We start from the raw sequence: 15,179 nt of genomic DNA, 5'->3' as shown, positions 1-15,179 counted from the left end.
GCGCGGCGGAAACGGCGTCGAACACACGGGATGCGCGCGGGCTGCTTTCTCACCAGTCGCAGGTCCGCCATCCGCCGTGTCTGCGTCCTCGATGGTCCCCTGGACCGCGAAGAGCGGAAGGCGCGCCTCCCGCAACAGCCCTTCCGCCGGTCCTGCGAGGGAGTCGCTATGGGGAACAGCGGTTGAGGAGAAGCCGTGGTCAGAACCTGGCCGCCGGGTAGGCACCGAACGCGGCGCGACGCGACGCGCGACGTCGGCGGCCGGACAGGCGACTGCCGCCGTGAGGTGTCGCACCGGGCGGTCACCGTCCGCCATCACCCGGCGGATGCCGAGGGCTTGGGTGACGTTCCCGCGGTCGTGCTCGGCCGACGCAGTGACGTTCTGGCGTGGAACCGATCGGGCCACGCGTTGTTCGCCGGACACTTGGACCCCGATGCCCCGCAGCGTGCGGGTGGGCGGCCCAACATGGCCCGACTGGTGTTCCTCGACCATCACACCCGCGGGCTGTACGTGGACTGGCCCAGTAAGGCCAGGGCCGTTGTGGGGAACTTGAGGCTCGTGGCCGGGCAGCACCCGCAGGACAGCGCGCTGCATGCGTTGGTGGGCGAACTGGGCTCGAATAGCACTGAGTTCGCGTCGATGTGGGCCGACCACCGGGTCAAGCCGTGCACCGTCGCCGCATACGAGATGCGGCACCCGCTGGTCGGCGCTCTCACCGTCATCCAGCAGACCCTGAGCCACGGGTCCGGCCCCGTCGTCGTCGTTGCCACCACGGAGACGGGCTCACCCTCGCGTGCCGCACTGACCCTGCTCGCCCAGGCCACCGCACCGTCCACCACCCGGCCCACCTCGCCGGACCCCCTCCGCGGCTCGGCGCAGCCGAGATCTCAGATGCTCACCGACTGAGACCCGCACACACAGCGACCGCGCACCCGCGCGTGTCCGGACCAGCGGGCACCGAACACCAGCCGCCGGAGACCCGTAGCTGCGTGGTTGTCCGGTCCGGCATGCCCTCCCCAGCCCAGCCAACACGTGCGTTGGCCACATCCAGTGAAGGAACCATGCCCAAGAAGCTTCTCACTCTCACGGCGGCCTCAGCCGTCCTCCTCGCGGCCACCGCCGCGCTCAGCCCGGCGGCCTCGGCCTCGACCACAACCCCGCCGCACAGCGTCCCGCGGGTGTCCGTGCACTTCGACCTGGCCAAGGGCCAGACACCAGAGAACATAGCCCTGGCACCCAACGGGGACGCCTATGTCACCTTCGCCGCAGGCCGACAGGTCGCCAAGGTCTCTCGCGACGGCACCACCCGGATACTGGCCACCCTGCCCAAGCCCGCCGACGGTGGCATCCACACCCCGGTGCTGGGCTTCCCGCTGACGGTCGGCATCGTGCGCGCGCACGACGGCACGCTGTACTTCCTCTACGCCACCGGCACGCCCGACCTGACCGGCGTGTGGCGCCTGCGCCCCGGCGGCAAGCCGCAGCGGATCGCCGCGCTCCCCGCGAGCGGGCTGCCCAACGGCCTGGCCCTGGACGCGCGCACGCGCACGCTCTACATCACCGACTCCGTACTCGGCACCATCTCGCGCGTGCCCACCACCGGTGGCACCCCCGCCGTCTGGTCCGCCGCACCCGAACTGGCCTCCACCGGCTTCCTCGGCGTCAACGGCCTGAAGATCCACAACGGTGCGGTCTGGGCCACCAACCTCGACAAGGGCACCATCCTGCGCATCCCCATCCGCCCGGACGGTGGTGCCGGCCGGGTGGGGACCGAGGCTACCGGGCTACAGGGGATCGACGACTTCGCCTTCACCGGCCGCGGCGAGCAGCTGCTTGCCACTCTGAACGGCACGAGTCAGGTCGCGCTGGTCAAGCCCGACGGTGGGCACTCCGTCGTGCTGACCCAGGCCGATGGGCTGCAGAACCCCACGTCCGTCGCCGTGCGCGGGGACACTGTCTATGTCACGAGCGCCGCGTACCTGACCGCCGAGGACCCCAATCTGATCCGCCTCCGACTGGAGAGCTGAGCGGCGCGGGCGCGGTATTCCCGCGGTCGTGCGCCGGCGATCCCGGAGCGGCATGCCAACTCGGAGTCCCTGCCCGGTTCTCTATTCGCACGCGGCCAATACCAGGCAGAGCAGGTTGCTGTGGTCGTCGACGATCTCGTATCCGGTGACGTACTCCGCGTCGTGTACGGGGAAGACGAAGGCGTTCGCACCGGTTTCCCGGTCCAACACCGTCTTCGTCCAGTTGTCCGGCCGGTGACGCGGCCCTCTGGCTCGAATGTCACTTCGCGCATCGCGGACGAAGGAAGGCAAGCCGTCCACGTGCGGGAGCGACGCGCGCATGGCCTCTTCACCCCACAGGACGGCGTAGTCCTCGATCAGGTGGACGTCGTGGTAGCCCGGGACGTTCCAGTCAGCCGCCTCGATCCGGGAGGACTCGGCCAGCGGCATCACGAGCATGGTGACGGTGAGCCAGAGTCCCTCGGCGTCCTCGCCGTGCGGGGCGTAGGCGCAGGAGCCCACGTACACCGGATGGCTGCCGGCGGGGATTCGATGGCTGAACCCGCCCTCGGTGCGCCACGGGGTCTCCCAGGTGACCGGGCTGTTCACCACGACGAGATCACCAGCGTGGTCGAACCACGTGGGCCTGGACGCGACGGAGTAGGCCGGCGGGGCGGGCGCGTACTTGTCGGCCAAGCGCCACAGAAGTGGCTCCAATTCCATGGGGTCGTGCCCTTCTGCCGCTTTTTTCTCGTAGCGTTCGGCTCTGCCATCAAAGGGTCATCCGCGCGAGGCCGACGGTCATCATCCTCAGCATGCCGTCGTGGCGTGGCCTGGGCGATGTTGACGGCCAAGTTCACCTCCCGACGATCATCATGAACCCGGGACAGGTGATGGTGGAGCCTGCTCGTCGGCATGGAGCGATGTTCCTCACACTCTTCGAGTCGGGCGCTTGCCAGTTGTAGAGTGAATACCGCCCTTGACCTGCACAAAGCAGGCAGGGAGCCGTCTTCCAGGAGTCCAAATGCTGCGTACTCTGTTCAAGTCCAAGATCCACCGCGTCACCGTCACCCAGGCCGACCTGCACTACGTGGGATCGGTGACCATCGACGCCGACCTGCTCGACGCCGCCGATCTGCTGCCCGGCGAACTCGTGCACATCGTGGACGTCACCAACGGCGCCCGGCTGGAGACGTACGTCATCGAGGGCGAGCGCGGATCCGGGGTGGTCGGGATCAACGGGGCCGCCGCGCATCTCGTGCACCCCGGCGATCTCGTGATCATCATCAGCTACGCACAGGTGACGGACGCCGAGGCGCGGGCACTCACCCCCAGGGTCGTGCACGTGGACCGCGACAACAGGATCGTGGCCCTGGGAGCCGACCCGTCCGAGCCGGTGCCGGGCTCGGACCAGCAGCGCAGCCCGCAGGCCGTCGGGGCCTGACCGGACTCAACGGGACAGGAGCACGTCCGTATGAAGGACCTGGAGATCCGCGACGACCGGGCCGCCGGCCGCCTGGAGGCGCTGACCGGCGGTGAAGTCGTCGGCCGCGTCGAGTACTTCGTCCTCGAGAGCCCCGAGCGAGCGATCGTGCCCGTGCACACGATCGTCGAGCCGGCGCACGAGGGCCAGGGCATCGCGGGGTCGCTGGCACGTGAGCTGTACGCCGTCGCCGGCCGCGAGCACAGCGCGGTCGCCTCGCTGTGCCCCTATGTCACCCGATGGGCCGAACGCCACCCCGACGAGGCCCGCCCGGCCGATCCAGAACTGCTGACGGCGGCAAAGGACTGGCTGTCCGCCCACCCCGGCCGCTTCTGACCCACCTGGCCCCCTTCCCGTCCCGCGCCGGAGTGACTGGGGAAGCAGGTGCCGGGTAGGCGGGGGAGTAGTCCAGAGCCGGAGTCGATCGACTGGCTGGAGGGCCTCATGACGAATCCGTTTCCCGACCCCGTGCACCCGGGGCCGACACCGGGCCCGGATCCCCAGCAACCGGAGCCGCGCCCCGACCCGGTGCCGGATCCGCAGCCACCGCCTGGCCCGGAGCCGACCCCGCCGCCCCCGTCCCCGACCCCGCCCCCGGGGCCGGACCCCGTGCCGGGTCCCGACCCGTCACCGATCCCCCCGGGCCCGGAACCCGTACCGAACCCCGAGCCGGGCCCGCCGCTGTCCTGAAGGACACCAGAACGGGAACCACACCAGAACGGGAACGAGAAGGGGCCGGTGGACAGACAGTCCACCGGCCCCTCACCATTCCCTCAGCGGCGAGCGCCTACGCCTCGACCTCCGACCGGTCCCCGCCCCACAGCGTGTGGAACGACCCGTCCCGGTCCACCCTGCGGTACGTGTGCGCGCCGAAGTAGTCCCGCTGCCCCTGCGTCAGCGCCGCCGGCAGCCGCTCCGCGCGCAGGGCGTCGTAGTAGGCGAGCGCCGCGGCGAAGCCGGGGGTCGGCACGCCCTCGCGGGTCGCGGCGATCAGCACCTCGCGCCAGTCGTCCTGGGCGTCCGCGATCTCCTGGGCGAACGTCGCGTCCGACAGCAGGCTCGGCAGGTCCGGGCGGGTGTCGTAGGCGGAGCGGATCCGGTCCAGGAACGCCGCGCGGATGATGCAGCCGCCACGCCACAGCGCGGAGACCGCGCCGAGGTCGATGTCCCAGCCGTACTCGTCGCGGGCCGCGTCGATCTCGTGGAAGCCCTGCGTGTACGACACGATCTTCGACGCGTACAGCGCCTGCTCCACCCGGTCGGCGAAGGCCTGCGCCTCGGACTCGCTGAGCGCCTTGGCCTTCGGGCCGGCCAGCCCGCGCGAGGCCTCCCGCAGCGCCGCGTGGCCGGAGAGGGAGCGGGCGAAGACGGCCTCGGCGATGCCGGACACCGGAACGCCCAGGTCGAGGGCGATCTGGACCGTCCAGCGGCCGGTGCCCTTCTGCTCGGCCTGGTCCACCACCACGTCCACGAACGGCTTGCCCGTCTCCGCGTCGACGTGCGACAGCACCTCGGCCGTGATCTCGATCAGGTAGGAGTCGAGACGGCCCTGGTTCCAGGTGCGGAAGATCTCCGCGATCTGCGCGGGGGAGTAGCCGGCGACATCACGCAGCAGCTGGTACGCCTCGCCGATGAGCTGCATGTCCGCGTACTCGATGCCGTTGTGCACCATCTTCACGAAGTGCCCGGCACCGTCCGGACCGACGTGAGAGACACACGGCGAACCGTCGGCCGCCTTCGCCGAGATCTTCTCCAGCATCGGGCCCAGCGAGTCGTACGACTCCTTCGGGCCGCCCGGCATGATGCTCGGCCCGTTGAGCGCGCCCTCCTCGCCACCGGAGACACCCATGCCGACGAAGTGGATGCCCTGCTCGCGCAGCTCCCGCTCCCGGCGCCGGGTGTCCGCGAAGTGCGCGTTGCCGCCGTCGATGATCATGTCGCCGGGCTCCAGCAGCGGGGCGAACTCCTGGATCACCGCGTCCGTCGGGTCACCGGCCTTCACCATCACGACCAGGCGCCTCGGCCGCTCCAGCGCCGCGACGAAGTCCTTGGCACTCTCGCACGCGACGAACTCCCCCTCGCCGCCGAACTCCTCCACCAGGGCGTGCGTGCGCGCGGGCGTCCGGTTGTGCACCGCCACCGCGTAGCCGTTGCGGGCGAAGTTGCGGGCGAGGTTGCGGCCCATGACCGCGAGACCCGTGACGCCGATCTGCGCTGTACTGCTCATTCGGTTGGCTCCTAAAGACCTCGGTATCGGTGCTGCGGGTGGTGTCCACCAGCATGCCCCCGTCGACCATCCTGACGTGCCCCTACTTCGTCCGCACGCGCGGGTCGTACGACGTCGCGCAGCGTGATACGCACGAAAGCCCCTTCGCGCTCAGTCGATGTACGCGTCCCCGCGCACGTCGCACACGCGCACCGGGTGGCGTACACGGTGCACCTCCGTGGCGCACGTCGCGCAACAGGGGCCTCATACCGGCCATTTGGACTCCCGGGCGGCCGATAGCCGTCTTGTTCTGGCCGGTTCGCAGCGCTTACTTTTGCCCCTCCTGACGCATGTCTAGGGGGGCAATCGATGGCCGTACGCGGCCGGCACCGCCGGTATCAGCCGAACAGGATCAACCGCGCCTCACTCACCGTCACGGCGGGTGGCGCGGGCATGGCACTGCCGTTCATGGGCACCGGCGCCGCCCAGGCGGCGGACGTGGACACCTGGAACAAGGTCGCCGCCTGCGAGTCCACCAGCAACTGGAGCATCAACACCGGAAACGGGTTCTACGGCGGTCTGCAGTTCACCCAGTCCACCTGGGAGGCGTACGGCGGCCGGACCTACGCGGCACGCGCGGACCTGGCCACCAAGGACCAGCAGATCGCCGTCGCCGAGAAGGTGCTCGACGGGCAGGGCCCGGGCGCCTGGCCGGTCTGCTCGGTACGGGCCGGACTGACCAGGGGCGGAGGCGAGCCCGACATCCGGCCGGCCGCCGAGAGCACGAAGAAGGACGCGAAGAAGGACGCGAAGAAGGACGCGAAGAAGGACACGAGGAAGAGGGCGAAGACGTCCATCGAGGACGTGCGGCCGCAGTCCACGCCGCAGTCCCGGGCGGGCAGCGCCGAGATGTACACCGTGGTCCGCGGCGACACCCTCTCCGGTATCGCGTCCGACCAGGAGGTCAGGGGCGGCTGGCGGGGGCTGTACGCCGCGAACCGCTCGGCCATAGGAGCCGACCCCGACCTGATCGTGCCCGGTCAGCGGCTCGCGCTGAGCGGTGAGGGCGCCACGAAGACGCGTCCCGCGCACAAGCCGGCCCCGGCGGCCAAGCCGTCGCCCAAGAAGCCTGACCGCGCGAAGGAACGGGCGAAGGAACGGGCGAAGGAACAGGCGAAGGAACAGGCGAAGGACCACACCAAGGACCGCTCCAAGGACGAGGGCAAGGAACGCGCCGGAAGGTCCACGTCCGCCCGGCAGGGCCTTGTCGCTCCCGTCAGCGGCTCCCTGGGAACGCCCTACCGCAAGGCGGGCTCGTCCTGGTCGAAGGGTTACCACACCGGCGTCGACTTCCCGGTGCCCACGGGCACGTCCATCAGGTCGGTCGCGGCGGGCAGTGTCGTCAGCGCGGGCTGGGGCGGCTCGTTCGGCTACCAGGTCGTGGTCCGGCACGGGGACGGCCGCTACAGCCAGTACGCCCACCTGTCGGCGATCTCCGTGCGGGACGGGCAGACGGTGACCGCAGGCCAGCGCATCGGCCGCTCCGGCTCCACCGGCAACAGCTCGGGCCCGCATCTGCACTTCGAGGTGCGGACGGGGCCCGGTTTCGGTTCGGACGTCGACCCGGTGGCCTATCTCAGGGCCGGCGGCGTCACGATCTGACGCGCGTGCGGTGCCGGTCGACCGTGGGCAGCGGGACGTACGGGATGGCGTAGAAGGGCACGTAGGAGAGCGGGCGGCGTTCGCCGGGGCCTGAGGCCACCGACGGTGCCCCGCTCTCGTACACCACGTCCGGCGCGGCCTCGGGTTCGGCGGCGGCCAGGGGCATCGCTTCGTCCCCGGACCGGCCACGCCCGACCGCGCCACGGTCCCCGGACCGGCCACGCTCGACCGCGCCACGGTCCCCTGCCCCGGCATGCGCCTTGGGCAGCACACCCACGGCCACAGGCGGGGCCCCCACGGTCCCGGTCAGTGCGCCCAGGGGCTCCTCCGAACTGTTCACCGCGTCGGCCAGGCTGCTCACGCCCACGCCCACGCCGACGCCGACGGGCGACGCCCGCACGGCCTCGGGCGGTGCGCCGATCTCGGCCGATGCGCTCCGGGGCCCGGGCGCGCCGCACGCCACCTCGGCCAGGGCGCCCACGCCGGCGGGCGCGGCCCGCACCGTCTCGGGCGGCGCGTTTCGGGGCTCCGGCAATCCGTTCACCGCCCCGGCCAGGCCGCCCACTTCGACAGGCGACGCCTTCACGGTCTCGGGCAGCGCGCCCCTGCTTCCGGGCAGACTGCCCACCGCCCCGACCGGAGCGCTCGTGCTCGCGGACCCGGCACCCACCGGCTCCGGCCGGCCCTGTCCGCTCCGGGCAGGCTGGGGCACCGTCCCCGACGTCCCGAGGCCCGTGTCGACGGGGACCAGGCCCGTGCCCGCGACCTCCAGGCCCGTCCCCGGGCTCTCCGGCTGGGCCTGCGCGAGCCGTTCCGTCGTCAGGAGGATCAGGCCGCCCGCCGCCACCACGCCACAGCTCAGGGCGAGCGCCGTACCCGTCGTGCCGTAGCGGAAGGTTTCTCCGAACATCGTGATGCCGACCGCGGCCGCCACCACCGGGTTCACGACCGTCAGCGTGGCCAGCGGGGCCGTGAGGCCGCCGCCCCGGTACGCGGCCTGCGACAGCAGCATGCCCGCCGTGGCGAGGACACCGATCACGGCCAGCGAGGGCACGTCGGCCGCCGACACACCGCCGGTCCAGTCGACCGCGACGGTCTTGGTGAACACCGAGGACATGCCGAACGCGATACCGGAGGCCGTCGCCAGCAGCATGCTGCGGACCGCCGGGTGCCGGTGCGCGGCCCGGGCGGCGATCATCAGCGCCACGACCGCACCCGCGGTGACGACGGCCACGGCCACCCGCTGGGCCGTGTCCAGCGACCGCGCGTCGGACGCGGCGACCAGGGACAGCAGACCGGCGAGACCCACCGTCGCCATGATCGCGCCCCGCCAGGCCGTGGCGCCCGCCTTGCGGCCGACGAACAGCGCCGCCATCGGCAGGGCCACCACGATGGTCAGCGCGCCCAGCGGCTGCACCAGGCTCAGCGGACCGTATGCCAGCGCCACCACGTGCAGCACTCCGCCGAGACCGTTGAGCCCGACCGCCGCCCACCAGCCCGGCCGGCGCAGCGGCGCGTACTCCTCGCCCGGCGAGGACTCCGCCACCCGCTCCTGCACGATCGCCCCGCCCGCGTACGCGACGGCGGACACGAGGGACAGCAGGACGGACAACGCGAGGGCGCTCATCGGCTGCTCCTCTGCGTCAGGCGGGGGCTATATACCCGGCGCGGCGAAAGGTCGGCTTTCATGTCCAACACCCTGCCGTGTCCAGGTCTTCCCGTCGTCGTCCCTGAGCACTCATTGGGTCCTACTGCCGATGGAGTACGAGGGGAGCACCGTCATCCCCAGGGTGGGCGACCATGGTCGGGGGCCACCGGGTCGCATCCCCTAGGGGCCTTGGTACTACTGGTCTTCGTGGACCTCGACCCCGCCCTCGCCGCGCTCCGCCCGCTCGGCGGCTTCTTCGTGCTGCGCACGGAAGGAGCGGCGGCCAGGCCTCTTCCCACTCTCGCACAGGCCTACCGCGAAACGTCACCGGACGTGTGCGGAAATCCCCTGATTTTTCGCGTCCACAAGGTGGCCGGCGCCCTGCACGCCCCGGAGTTGCGCGTCGCGGCGTCCATCACGCACCAGGGGCTCGCGGCCCGCCTGTGGTCCGTCGCGCTGGGCTGCGCCGTCCTCCACGGCAGCGCCCCCGACCTCGACGCCCGGCTGCTGCGCTGGGACGCCGACGGCAGCGCCCCCGACGACCTGTGGCTGACCGGCGTACGACCGCTCCCCGGGGACGCGGCGACCGTAGCGGACACCGTCCTGCTCGGCCACCTCGAACCCCTGGCGGCGGCCCTGCGCGCCCACTACCGCCTCGCACCCGGCCTGCTGCGCGGCAACGCCGCCTCCGCGCTGGCCGGCGCCGCCCGCGAACTCGACCGCTGGGCCCGGCGGCACGACCGTACGGACACCGCCGCCCGGGCCCGCTCCCTGGCCGCCGAACTCCTCGCGCACCCCCTGCTGGCGGGCTCCGGAACCCTCACCGGCACGGCCTTCCGGCGCCGCAGCTGCTGTCTGTACTACCGGGTGCCCGGCGGGGGCGTCTGCGGCGACTGTTGCTTCACGCAGCCGCCTCGGTCTTCCCCACACGCCCCATCTGGGTGACCATGAAAGGGAACGGCCGCTGAGAGCAGGGAGTTGCGGGTGCGAGTGGGACTGCTGACCCGGGAGTACCCGCCGGATGTGTACGGCGGTGCGGGCGTCCATGTGGAGTTCCTCGCCCGGGAGCTCAGAGCCCTGGTCGACCTGGACGTGCACTGCTGGGGCGAGGGCCGCGCCGACGGCGTGCGGCGCCACCGGCCCTGGTCCACGCTCGACGGCGCCAACGACGCGCTGCGCACCTTCTCCGTGGACCTCGCCATGGCCGCCGCCCTGGAGGGCCGGGAACTGGTCCACTCCCACACCTGGTACGCCAACCTCGGCGGCCACCTCGCCAAGCTGCTGTACGGCATCCCGCACGTGATGACCGCCCACTCCCTGGAGCCGCTGCGCCCCTGGAAGGCCGAGCAGCTCGGCGGCGGCTACGAGCTGTCCAGCTGGGCCGAACGCACCGCGATCGAGGCGGCGGACGCGGTGATCGCGGTGTCCGGGGCCATGCGCGAGGACATCCTCGGCTGCTACCCCGCACTGGACCCGGAGCGGGTCCACGTCGTGCACAACGGCATCGACACGGCCCTCTACCGGCCCGACCACGGCACGGACGCCCTGGACCGGATCGGACTCGACCGCTCCCGTCCGTACGTGCTGTTCGTCGGCCGGATCACCCGGCAGAAGGGCGTGCCCCACCTGCTGCGCGCGGTGCGGGACATCGACCCGGCCGCGCAGGTCGTGCTGTGCGCGGGAGCACCGGACACGCCGGAGATCGACCAGGAGTTCCGCGAGCTGTTCGGGGAGCTGAGCCGGGTACGCGACGGAGTGTTCTGGATTCCGCGGATGCTGCCGCGCCCGGAGGTGATCCAGCTCCTCACGCACGCCGCGCTGTTCGTCTGCCCCTCGGTGTACGAGCCGCTCGGCATCGTGAACCTGGAGGCGATGGCCTGCGGCACGCCCGTGGTGGCCTCGGCGGTCGGCGGCATCCCCGAGGTCGTGGACGACGGCAGGACCGGTCTGCTCGTCCCGGCCGGTGACGACTTCGAGGCGGGTCTCGCCCGGGCCATGGACACCGTCCTGGGCGACCCGGAGACCGCCGGGCGGATGGGCGTGGCCGGGCGGGAGCGGGCGGTCGGCGAGTTCGGCTGGGACGCGGTGGCCCGCCGTACGGTCCGGCTCTACGAGGAGATCCAGAAACAGGCTTAGCGCGTCCCGCACAGGGGCAGGCATCGGGAAATCGGCGTGAGGGGAGCGGCCATGCGTCGTGGTGGTCCTTCGGTCCTGGGAATCGTGCTGGCCGGCGGCGAGGGCAAACGCCTGATGCCCCTGACCACGGACCGCGCCAAACCCGCGGTCACCTTCGGCGGTACCTACCGCCTGGTCGACTTCGTGCTGTCCAATCTCGTCAACGGCGACATCCTGCGCATCTGCGTCCTGACGCAGTACAAGTCGCACTCGCTGGACCGGCACATCACGACCACCTGGCGGATGTCCAACCTGCTCGGCAACTACGTCACGCCCGTGCCCGCCCAGCAGCGCCTCGGCCCGCGCTGGTACCTGGGCAGCGCCGACGCGATCCTGCAGTCGCTGAACCTGATCTACGACGAGCGCCCCGAGTACGTCGCCGTCTTCGGCGCCGACCACGTCTACCGCATGGACCCCCGCCAGATGCTCGCCCAGCACATCGACAGCGGCGCTGGCGTGACGGTGGCCGGGATCCGGGTGCCGCGCACCGAGTCCTCGTCCTTCGGTGTGATCACGCCGGGCTCGGACGGCCAGACGGTGGAGCGCTTCCTGGAGAAGCCGACGGATCCGCCCGGTCTGCCGGACGACCCCGACATGGTCTTCGCCTCCATGGGCAACTACATCTTCACCACCAAGTCCCTCATCGAGGCGCTCCGGCGGGACGCGGAGGACGAGGCCTCCGTGCACGACATGGGCGGCTCGATCCTGCCCCAGCTCACCGACCGGGGCGAGGCGGCGCTGTACGACTTCAGCGCCAACCACGTGCCGGGCGAGACCACCCGCGACCAGGGCTACTGGCGGGACGTCGGCACGCTGGACGCCTACTACGAGGCCCACATGGACCTGATCGCCGAGCGCCCCGCCTTCAACCTGTTCAACCGCGACTGGCCGATCTACACGCACTCGTACCAGCTCTCGCCGGCCCGCTTCAACGCCGGCGGCATCGCCAGCGAGTCCATCATCAGCGCGGGCTGCCTGGTGCGCGGCCAGGTCACGCGGTCCGTGCTGTCGCCGGGTGTCGTGGTGGACCCGGGGGCGGTGGTGCAGGGCTCCGTGCTGCACGACAACGTGCACATCGGCCGGGGTGCGGTGGTGCGCGGCGCCGTCCTCGACAAGAACGTAGAGGTGCCGCCGGGCGCGACGATCGGCGTCAACCCGGAGCGGGACGCCGAGCTGTACACGGTGTCCAAGGGCGGCGTCATCGCCCTGGGGAAGGACCAGTTGGTCACCTGAGGCGGTCTCTGCCGGGGGACTTTGTCCTGCCTCTGGACGAAGAGCGGAATCCGTGTTGTCATGCCTGCGCCCGGATATGACATCGTTGTAAACGGAGGTTCCGTGCGTACCGGACCCCTCAGAAACCGGCTCGCGTTACTGCTCGCCGCGTTCCTCGGCCTCACCGGCCTGACCGCGGCCCCCGCCCTGGCGGACGACCCCGCAGAGATCCACGGCCTCAAGGGCGAGTACTTCACCCACTCCGCCCCCGGCACCTTCGACTTCCACACCCTCAAGGCGACGACCTTCGACCAGGACCTCGACTTCGACAACCTGGAACCGCGCCTGAACTTCACCACCGGCCGGTCGGACGACGTCAGCGTCCGCTGGACCGGAAAGATCGTCCCGGAGAAGACCGGCCCCCATACCTTCTCGGTCATCGGCGACAACGGCTTCCGCCTCTGGATCGACGGAAAGCCCGTCATCGACCACTGGGTGGACGACTGGGACCGCGAACAGACCGCCCAGCCCGTCGACCTGACCGCGGGCAAGGCCTACGACATCAAGGTCGAGTACTTCGAGCACTACGGCGGCTCCAACCTCCACCTCCGCTGGACCCAGCCCGGCGGCGCCAAGGAGCCGGTCCCGCAGTCGGCGTTCCGCCTCCCCGACGGCTTCGACTACGACGGAGCGCTCGCGGCCACCGTCCAGTCCACCGGACGCACCCTGAAGCTCGACTTCGCCCAGCCCCTCGCCGCACCCCCGGCGGGCTTCACCGACCACCTCAAGGCGGTGATCGGCGGCGCCGAGTGGCCCGTGGGCGCGGCCCGACCGGACCCGTCCGACCCCACGTCCCTCCTGGTCGCCCTCGACGAGCCGGTCGTCGGCAACAAGACCGGCACGGCCCGCGGCACCGCCGACATCCGCTACGACGGTCAGGGCGGCCTCTCCGACACCGACGGCAACGTTGTCAGTGAGTTCTGGAGCAGCGGCCCCAACCGCTCCACGCATCAGCTGAGCACCCGCTGGGCCGACGAGGTCGGGCCGGACAACGCCCACCCCGAGTACCCGCGCCCGCAGCTGACCCGGGACGCCTGGCAGGGCCTCAACGGCCGCTGGCAGTTCGCCGCCGCCGAGCCCGGCGAGCAGCCGCCCGTCGGCAAGAACCTGAAGGAGCGCATCCTCGTCCCGTACCCGGTGGAGTCCCAGCTCTCCGGCATCGAACGGCACGAGGACCGCATGTGGTACCGCCGCACCTTCACGGTCCCGCGCGACTGGGACATCGGCTCCGGCAAGCGGCTCAAGCTCAACTTCGGCGGCGTCGACTGGCGGTCCGAGGTGTACGTCAACGGCAGGAAGGTCGCCGAGCACGAGGGCGGCTACGACAAGTTCAGCGCCGACGTCACCGACGCGCTGAAGCCCGGCCGCACCCAGGAGCTCATCGTCGGCGTCTACGACCCGACCGACGCGGCATCCGGCGAGAACCCGCCGCTCGGCAAGCAGCGCCTGGACCCCAGCGGCATCTGGTACACCCCCTCCTCCGGCATCTGGCAGTCGGTCTGGATGGAGCCGGTGGCCCGCGACCACGCGGACTCCCTCAAGCTCACCCCGGACGTGGCCGGCGAGAAGCTGACCGTGGAGGCCCGCGGTGTCCGGGACGGCGTACCGATCACGGCGACGGCGTACGACGGGAAGCGCGAGGTGGCCACGGCGAGCGGCCGCACCGGCGGCCCGCTGACGCTGTCCGTCCGCGACCCGCGACTCTGGTCGCCCGACGACCCGTTCCTCTACAAGCTCAAGGTGAAGGTCGGCGCCGACCGGGTCGGGAGCTACTTCGGGATGCGCTCCATCGCCGTCGAGAAGGTGAACGGCGTCCCGCGCACGGTGCTCAACGGCGAGCCGGTCTTCATGATGGCCACCCTCGACCAGGGTTTCTGGCCGGACGGCCTGCACACCGCGCCCACCGACGAGGCCCTCGCCTACGACCTGAAGGCGCACAAGCGGCTCGGCTTCAACTCCGTCCGCAAGCACATCAAGGTCGAGCCGGACCGCTGGTTCTACTGGGCGGACCGGCTCGGGCTGCTGGTGTGGCAGGACATGCCCGCGATGACGGCCGGGGTGAACCCGAGCGCGACCTCCCGCGCGCGGTACGAGCGCGAGATGAAGGAGATGATCGACGAGCACATCAGCAGCCCGTCGGTCGTCATGTGGGTGACCTTCAACGAGGGCTGGGGCCAGTACGACGTGGGCCGGGTCGCCGAGCAGGCCAAGGCGTGGGACCCCACCCGGCTGGTCAACGGCCAGTCCGGGCTGAACCTCGGCGCCGACGGCGGCACCGGGGACCTCATGGACGAGCACGGCTATCCGAGCCCGGCCCTGCCGCCGCGCCCGGACGGCGAGCGTGCCCTGGTCAGCGGCGAGTACGGCGGCCTCGGCCTTGCGGTGCCCGGCCACGCCTGGTCGGTGCAGCAGTCCTACGTCGATGTCGACCCGGCCACCTACACCGAGGACTACCTGACGAAGCTCGACGAGGTCCGGGCCCTGGTCTGCAAGGGCGGCAACGGTGCCGTGTACACCCAGATCGCGGACGTCGAGGGTGAGCTGAACGGCTTCCTCACCTACGACCGAGCCGTCCTGAAACCGGACACGGCCCGGCTCAAGGCGGCGCACCAGGCGTTGATACGTGACGCCTCCCGGGTGACTCCCACGGGATGCCCGGCGCCGCAACCTGTGCTGGACTGACGGCACATGCACCATAGGGGTCCTTTCACCATGAGCGCCCTGATC

11 protein-coding genes and 1 pseudogene are annotated in these 15,179 nt (G+C 71.3%); 9 read left to right on the top strand and 3 right to left on the bottom strand.

All coding sequences use genetic code 11. The features are described from left to right. Positions 1 to 195 precede the first annotated feature (195 nt). Entirely contained in the window at positions 196 to 906 is a 711-nt protein-coding gene (locus tag ACWIF2_RS22040; protein WP_454362333.1) for an MmyB family transcriptional regulator, read from the top strand. Between the two features lie 155 nt (positions 907 to 1,061). Further along, complete coding sequence (locus ACWIF2_RS22035; RefSeq protein ID WP_454362332.1) at positions 1,062 to 2,027, top strand: SMP-30/gluconolactonase/LRE family protein; 966 nt, start codon at positions 1,062 to 1,064, stop codon at positions 2,025 to 2,027. An 81-nt stretch (positions 2,028 to 2,108) separates the two neighbouring features. Here the strand turns inward: ACWIF2_RS22035 and ACWIF2_RS22030 are convergent, their stop codons facing one another. Further along, complete coding sequence (locus ACWIF2_RS22030) at positions 2,109 to 2,729, bottom strand: hypothetical protein (protein ID WP_454362331.1); 621 nt, start codon at positions 2,727 to 2,729, stop codon at positions 2,109 to 2,111. Between the two features lie 301 nt (positions 2,730 to 3,030). On the opposite strand from ACWIF2_RS22030, the gene panD reads away from it, so the two are divergent. Both panD and ACWIF2_RS22020 read left to right on the top strand, forming a co-directional pair. Further along, a complete protein-coding gene (panD, locus tag ACWIF2_RS22025) occupies positions 3,031 to 3,450 on the top strand; it encodes an aspartate 1-decarboxylase (RefSeq protein WP_454362330.1) in 420 nt (139 codons plus the stop codon). Between the two features lie 30 nt (positions 3,451 to 3,480). Further along, positions 3,481 to 3,825, top strand: a complete 345-nt coding sequence (locus ACWIF2_RS22020; protein ID WP_454362329.1) for a GNAT family N-acetyltransferase — start codon at positions 3,481 to 3,483, stop codon at positions 3,823 to 3,825. A 451-nt stretch (positions 3,826 to 4,276) separates the two neighbouring features. Here the strand turns inward: ACWIF2_RS22020 and gndA are convergent, their stop codons facing one another. Next, positions 4,277 to 5,716, bottom strand: coding sequence for an NADP-dependent phosphogluconate dehydrogenase (gene gndA / locus ACWIF2_RS22015; RefSeq protein WP_454362328.1), 1,440 nt, complete (start codon positions 5,714 to 5,716; stop codon positions 4,277 to 4,279). Positions 5,717 to 6,064: 348 nt separating this feature from the next. Between gndA and ACWIF2_RS22010 the strand changes: the two genes are divergently transcribed. Continuing rightward, complete coding sequence (locus ACWIF2_RS22010) at positions 6,065 to 7,357, top strand: transglycosylase family protein (protein ID WP_454362327.1); 1,293 nt, start codon at positions 6,065 to 6,067, stop codon at positions 7,355 to 7,357. An 801-nt stretch (positions 7,358 to 8,158) separates the two neighbouring features. Here ACWIF2_RS22010 and ACWIF2_RS22005 read toward each other — a convergent pair. Then, positions 8,159 to 8,984 (bottom strand): annotated as a pseudogene (locus ACWIF2_RS22005) (DMT family transporter); the annotation flags it as partial. Positions 8,985 to 9,194: 210 nt separating this feature from the next. On the opposite strand from ACWIF2_RS22005, the gene ACWIF2_RS22000 reads away from it, so the two are divergent. The 4 genes from ACWIF2_RS22000 (at position 9,195) to ACWIF2_RS21985 (ending at position 15,134) form a co-directional block, all read left to right on the top strand. After that, the gene (locus tag ACWIF2_RS22000; protein ID WP_454362326.1) at positions 9,195 to 9,950 is read left to right on the top strand and encodes a (2Fe-2S)-binding protein; all 756 of its coding nucleotides are present in this window, start codon (positions 9,195 to 9,197) and stop codon (positions 9,948 to 9,950) included. Positions 9,951 to 9,989: 39 nt separating this feature from the next. Beyond that, complete coding sequence (gene glgA, locus ACWIF2_RS21995) at positions 9,990 to 11,141, top strand: glycogen synthase (RefSeq protein ID WP_454362325.1); 1,152 nt, start codon at positions 9,990 to 9,992, stop codon at positions 11,139 to 11,141. Between the two features lie 51 nt (positions 11,142 to 11,192). Then, on the top strand, positions 11,193 to 12,413 hold the full coding sequence (gene glgC / locus ACWIF2_RS21990; RefSeq protein WP_454362324.1) for a glucose-1-phosphate adenylyltransferase: 1,221 nt from the start codon (positions 11,193 to 11,195) through the stop codon (positions 12,411 to 12,413). A 102-nt stretch (positions 12,414 to 12,515) separates the two neighbouring features. Next, positions 12,516 to 15,134 (top strand): PA14 domain-containing protein, encoded by a 2,619-nt coding sequence (locus ACWIF2_RS21985; protein ID WP_454362323.1) that lies wholly within the window; start codon positions 12,516 to 12,518, stop codon positions 15,132 to 15,134. Positions 15,135 to 15,179 lie beyond the last annotated feature (45 nt).

The organism is Streptomyces sp. NPDC055506 (assembly GCF_053643595.1).
The sequence above is the reverse complement of the archived record's forward strand: the minus strand, read 5'-3'. Positions and strand labels throughout refer to the sequence as shown.

Bases quoted from the DNA above. Each gene is read 5' to 3' on its own strand.
- ACWIF2_RS22010 (WP_454362327.1), top strand. From the start codon at position 6,065: ATGGCCGTACGCGGCCGGCACCGCCGGTATCAGCCGAACAGGATCAAC.
- ACWIF2_RS22035 (WP_454362332.1), top strand. From the start codon at position 1,062: ATGCCCAAGAAGCTTCTCACTCTCACGGCGGCCTCAGCCGTCCTCCTC.
- ACWIF2_RS22030 (WP_454362331.1), bottom strand. From the start codon at position 2,729: ATGGAATTGGAGCCACTTCTGTGGCGCTTGGCCGACAAGTACGCGCCC.
- ACWIF2_RS22020 (WP_454362329.1), top strand. From the start codon at position 3,481: ATGAAGGACCTGGAGATCCGCGACGACCGGGCCGCCGGCCGCCTGGAG.
- glgC (WP_454362324.1), top strand. From the start codon at position 11,193: ATGCGTCGTGGTGGTCCTTCGGTCCTGGGAATCGTGCTGGCCGGCGGC.
- panD (WP_454362330.1), top strand. From the start codon at position 3,031: ATGCTGCGTACTCTGTTCAAGTCCAAGATCCACCGCGTCACCGTCACC.
- gndA (WP_454362328.1), bottom strand. From the start codon at position 5,716: ATGAGCAGTACAGCGCAGATCGGCGTCACGGGTCTCGCGGTCATGGGC.